We start from the raw sequence: 5,378 nt of genomic DNA, 5'->3' as shown, positions 1-5,378 counted from the left end.
TTTTATCAACCGCCCCTGCACCAATCATCCCGGATAATGAAGCGGGAATATATGATTTGAGGCTGATGGACACCAGCGCCGTAGCGACCGCGAGAATTGCATAAAGCGAAGCGCGGAACCACAGCTTACGGGTTAACTGATGGACTAACCACTGCCATTTAGATGTCATCACTATTCCTTTTTATAAACGCACGAGGCGTAGTTGCGCAATAATACCCTCTTTCAGTTAGGAGAAATGCCATCCAAATCGGAAGTCTCACCGCCAAGGCTTTTTTTAATACGAACAGGTGCTTAACCCGGTACATCGGCGCTCCCCTTCACCGAAAACTTTTAATCCGGTGGAGTCGATAACCTGATGGGCAATTTCGCCGCGCGCAGCGGGAGGCGAAAGACACGTTTGAGCATCAGTAGGGTGGTAATAGCGATCTCAGAATAACGCTGAGGACGGCCCCGCGAAGAAGTTTTTGGTTCGTCAAACCCGGCCTGAATGGCTGACTCATCAAGCCAGAATGTCAATGAGCCCCGGTTGACGGGTGCCTTATTGTAGGTGGCCCAGTGGGTGATTATGAACGTTTGTTTTGCCATGTGATATCGCAGCAGGATAAGGAGTGTGGTGTTCTGATCCTGACTACGGCCAAAACTTCGATTTATTCAACAAAGCCCAATGCCTCGCGAACTTCCGCTTTTCGCTCTAAGCGGACTAACCCCAGTGATAATCTTGCAACAGCAGCCCGGAGCCTTAAGCTCCATTGAAACCACTCAGGTATTGCCTTAATTATACCCACCAGATGCTTATCCTCACCTTTGGCTCTACGACAGATCTTGTTGTCAACCTGACTGAGCTATTTGGCTTGGGACTGATAGCGGAATTCAATTCCAGCAGTTGACTAACGTCAACGCGTTCACCGCGCCTGAAAGGCGCTCTGAGGTCGCACGCTGTAGCGTGCGGGTATGTTCCTGCTTCTGCGTGTTCGTTGGCCATGTTCCGGCCGGTCCGGCGCGGAGGGCTTATCAGTAGCAACGTCAGTCGTTTAGTACAAGGGTGAAATGCACGCCCGAAGCGCCCTTGTTCTGCTCTCATGCCGCTGCTTCCTAGCCTTCACCGCGACGAACTCACCGAAACATCCATTTAACGCAGGGGAGCACCAGCATGAACACACACAACATCAAAGGCACCGCTTCAGAATCTACCGAATCATCATTTGAAGCCGTCAGCGACAACGTGCGCTTTTTCAGCCGGCTGCACGTGCGTGATGCGCAGGGCGGTTATGTCATGGCAACGGAGAGCCAGATCTTGGCGGAGGCCGTGCTGGCAATCGATTATCGTTATCCTACAGGGGCCTGTTTCACCTCATCCACGGCCTCTGCAGAATATTTCCGGGCGAAGCTGGCAGGGTGTGAGCGTGAGGTGTTTGCCGTGTCCTTCCTTAATAATCAGCATCAACTGCTGGCGTATGAAGAGGTTTTTCAGGGATCAATCGCGTGTGTCGAAGTCCATCCGCGTGAAATCGTACGTCGTGCGCTGCAGCATAATGCCGCTGCCGTCATCCTGAGCCACAATCATCCGTCAATTACGCCGGAGCCGTCCAAAGCGGATATCGCCATCATGGTGCGCTTACAACAGGTAATGGAACTGGTGGGCGTAAGAGTGATCGATCACCTGATTGTGGCGGGAAACGACGTGGTATCACTCGCCGAACGGGGACACGTCTGAGTTATAGCTGAGGCAGGGGCTGGTCTGCCAGGTTCTGGCGTGCTTTGTCACGTACGGAAGGTCAGTAAGCTTAGCCGAACCGCAGGCAGAAGGTTGTATCGTGTCGGTGTTCAGTTCTGAAAATCTTGAGAAACTGCATGTGCTAGGGCATGGCGCTGATGACAGATGAAAAGGCCGATGCGCTTTTTTGTACCTGCATGCTAAGGCCGTTTGCAGAAGTCAGCGAGGCGTGCTGGGTCGGCTGACGGTCTTACCCTCGCTGGGCTGGTATTCAATGCCCGCAGGCAGTGCGTTTAAATCCAGTGAAATGTATTCAGGCAAGGTGAGGAGTAGAAGATGCCTTTTTACATGTCGCGATTATGCCTGGACGATACACGCGGTCTGCGGCGGTGCGGGTAGAGCAAAGCGCGCATTAAAAAAGCAGACATCAACCTGCGCTCTTATGTCCGGTTCGGGGGGAACGCTTACCCGTAACATCTACCACGACGAACACACTTCATGCTCACTGAATTCAGCAGATAAAAAAGCCGCCCTGTAAGGCGGCTTTCTCGTTTTTCAGCCAATCAGTCAATGAACGAGGCGACCGGGATGCCGAAGCGACGGGAGAGGTTACGCATGTGATCGAGCGTCAGTTTGCGTTCGCCTTTCATGATCATGCTGACCAGGGATTTGCCCCCGATCTCCTCTTTAAAATCACTCTGATTCAGATGGTGCTGATCCATGATGACCCCGAGCATGGCGACTGCTTTTGGCAGCCCGGCCAGTGATGCATTCCACTGGGCAAACTCGGGGGCGGCATTTTCGTAGGCCTCGATTTTATCAGCCAGTACGTGGATTAGTGGGTTTTCATCATCATGATCAATCAGGTATTCCACGAGCTCAAGGGCAGCCTCATATTCCGGTTTGGAAATGGTCACAGCGCTTGCCTTCAGAAACGGAAATTCCTGAACCAGTACCGCAGTCGCGTTTAAGGCCGCCTGGTATTTTTCTGCTGTCTGCATCATTGTTTGTTACTCCTGTAATGATCCGTTAGCCGGTCATACTCTTTGTGAGTCACGATGTGCTTAACAAACAATTCCTGTGACTCAAAACTGATATAGGCAATCAGGCGCAGGTTATTTCCGCCAATATCGATTACCCACCACTTATCCCGGTATTTGAACCTGTCCAGGCTTGGGAACGTTGCCCTGAGGACGTCCGGGGTAATAAATCTCCCATCATTAAGTGCTTTTGACACTCTGAGCAGTGCTGCCCCCTCATTTGGATAGAGGACTGCGGCATCCCTGAAGCGCCGCTGACTGACAACTCTCATGGCATTCCTCTGCGCTGCTTGTCTCCATGAATCTTATCAAAACAAGCTAACATTCACAATAAGTGAACCTAAGGCAATTTTCTGCTGGCCGGTCCCTCGCATACAGGGCTTTTGAACCAGTATGGGAGGGACCTCAATGAGCATAGTGAAAGCAACTATTCTGTCGCCATTATTGATCAGTCTGGTAAGGATTTCGTATGCCGGCCACGCATGAAACACGCCCGACGTAAGCTCTGGCTTTTAAACCGAGTGTTACGCAGCGTTACTGACGGCGTAAAGATCAATTCGGCCTCACCGAGTAAAGCCTTTACATTATGCGGTTGGCCACGGCACCTATTAGGGCTAAATCGCGCTGAGTTCGCGTGCTAAAGGTGGTCGAGGAAATAGCAAACCAGAACCGTATCTACCAGACGACCACAAACCTGCTTACATCGAAGAATTTATTGGCATCCGTTTAGGGCGGTGAAGTAATGGGGCATTAGATAAGTCACCGTTGCAAAAAGATGTGTTTTTACACCAGTAAAAATTAAAATACTGGGATCATGTTAGGATTAAAGAGTGTAGAGGTTTAGTTACAATATTTAAATATGATTAAGCCTTTTTAAATCCATTTAAACCTGATTTCCGTGGTTATCTTTCGACAAAAAAAGTGTGCCACTGTTAAGCTCAAGCGCCCTTTGATAGATCTTCCCGTAGGGGCCAGAGGCCCGCAGCTTTGTAAAGCTTCTTGTAACTAAATATTTATGTTGCTTCAGTAAATGACACTTGAGCAAATGATTACACTCAGATAAACGTCTAAGGCGCTAGCTAATGCCCAGTTTCACCGGTACCATTCAGACGACTGATAGAGGGTTTATCTTTCTAGGCGGCACTTAAAATAGAGTCAATAAACACCTATACTCTGCGCAGAATGAAATTAAAGAAATAATTACTCATCATTATGGTAGCAGCAGCTCGTTCACTCCATCAATACGATTTCGGAATGTAAACCTTGCTACCTTATTTATTAAGGTTGGCATTTTTATTCTGAATTTAGCTTTTACATGTTAACGGGTTACTTCTGCGTACTAAGTCCCGATTTTTCTCTGAAACGCGGAATAGGACTTATGGCCAGAGCCATCATTTTTTTGTAATTTGAGAGTGCCGCATATTTCAGTAATAATATGGATCCCACCAAAAATATTTCTCATACAATTTCCCGATAGTTTCATCAAGGTCATTTTGAGCTGACGAACCTCCTTTTGGAAATGTGATCGCGAACCATTCCCTCATCACTTTCGATGAAAGTCAGGAAAGATGGAAAGATGGAAATATGGAAATATGGGGTAAGGTTAAGGAAGCTCATTTAAGGAATCTAATACCTCATCTGATGGGATAACGCAGGCAGTTATAATTTTTAACTGGGTTTTCTTGTGCGCGAATATCCAGAGGTTCTGGCTTCTAATATTTACGCTAGTCATGATATTAGTCTTGGTGTTGATTTTAATGGCTCAGGATTGATTACAGTAGTGCACTTATTCATTATTTTATGTAATAGGGGAAGTCAAAGGGCAATAAGTTATTAACTATAAATATGCTCTGAGTCTGAATTGTTATCAGCATGCTTTTTTATTTATAAGTCAGGTGACCCATCTGAATATTCATCTTAGTAAGTGTTATTTTTTATTCGAACGTAGAAATTAATTATATATAAATAATAATTCCGTGATTTGAAAGGCAGTACTCTGGATTGATTGTGAAATTTTTTATTGTCCAAGTGTCCTGTGCGTAAACTTGTTAATTTAATTTTATATCTTACTGATAGATCGAGTTATTTTATCTGTGTCATCTCTGCAGTTTCCCATTTGAGCTTCTTATGCAGCTCATTAACTACCCGCCTGTCAAATGACTCGATATACTACACACCTTACGCAAGATTGTTTCCTTCGGAAAAATATAGCAAGAACATAGGGTTAGGGAAGTATGAAAAGTTCATTGCTTTTTGAGGAATCACGAAACCTATAGGAAAGTGATAGGAATTCTATGAGTAAAGCAGAGGAAACCTATAGGAAAGTGATAGGAATCCTATGAGTAAAGCAGAGGAAACTTATAGGAAAGTGATAGAAATCCTATAAGTAAAGCAGAGGAAACTCATAGGAAAGTGATAGGAATCCTATGAGTAAAGCAGAGGAAAATGATAGGAATTCTATGCCCCATGAATACACGACCTATGGGTTCCTATGGTAAATCCTATAGGATCCTATGTGTGATTCTATAAGTTCCTATAGGATCTTGGGTCTGCAATTTTGTCAGTGCTCGTCGACCTGTCACTTGGCAAATGTCTAGCATTTTGGAGAGGGTGTACGGTTAAAT

3 protein-coding genes and 1 pseudogene are annotated in these 5,378 nt (G+C 46.3%); 1 reads left to right on the top strand and 3 read right to left on the bottom strand.

What is annotated here, in order from left to right; genetic code table 11:
• Nucleotides 1–310: 310 nt before the first annotated feature.
• Nucleotides 311–585, bottom strand: a pseudogene (locus tag WCC56_RS19075) (transposase); the annotation flags it as partial.
• Nucleotides 586–1,150: 565 nt separating this feature from the next.
• Between WCC56_RS19075 and WCC56_RS19070 the strand changes: the two are divergent.
• Nucleotides 1,151–1,714, top strand: a complete 564-nt coding sequence (locus WCC56_RS19070) for a JAB domain-containing protein (RefSeq protein WP_424693897.1) — start codon at nucleotides 1,151–1,153, stop codon at nucleotides 1,712–1,714.
• A gap of 563 nt (nucleotides 1,715–2,277) precedes the next feature.
• Here the strand turns inward: WCC56_RS19070 and WCC56_RS19065 are convergent.
• A complete protein-coding gene (locus WCC56_RS19065; RefSeq protein WP_071290296.1) occupies nucleotides 2,278–2,718 on the bottom strand; it encodes a helix-turn-helix domain-containing protein in 441 nt (146 codons plus the stop codon).
• Nucleotides 2,715–3,026 carry a type II toxin-antitoxin system HigB family toxin gene (locus WCC56_RS19060; protein ID WP_424693896.1) on the bottom strand — a complete coding sequence of 104 codons (312 nt, stop codon included), beginning with the start codon at nucleotides 3,024–3,026 and terminating at the stop codon, nucleotides 2,715–2,717. The genes WCC56_RS19065 and WCC56_RS19060 overlap by 4 nt, the downstream gene beginning before the upstream one ends.
• Nucleotides 3,027–5,378: the final 2,352 nt, after the last annotated feature.

The organism is Erwinia sp., assembly GCF_049696395.1.
Classification (GTDB): Bacteria; Pseudomonadota; Gammaproteobacteria; order Enterobacterales; family Enterobacteriaceae; genus Erwinia.
The sequence above is the reverse complement of the archived record's forward strand: the minus strand, read 5'-3'. Positions and strand labels throughout refer to the sequence as shown.

Excerpts from the sequence above, each read along its gene's own strand:
- WCC56_RS19070 (WP_424693897.1), top strand. The coding sequence starts at position 1,151 with ATGAACACACACAACATCAAAGGCACCGCTTCAGAATCTACCGAATCA.
- WCC56_RS19065 (WP_071290296.1), bottom strand. The coding sequence starts at position 2,718 with ATGATGCAGACAGCAGAAAAATACCAGGCGGCCTTAAACGCGACTGCG.
- WCC56_RS19060 (WP_424693896.1), bottom strand. The coding sequence starts at position 3,026 with ATGAGAGTTGTCAGTCAGCGGCGCTTCAGGGATGCCGCAGTCCTCTAT.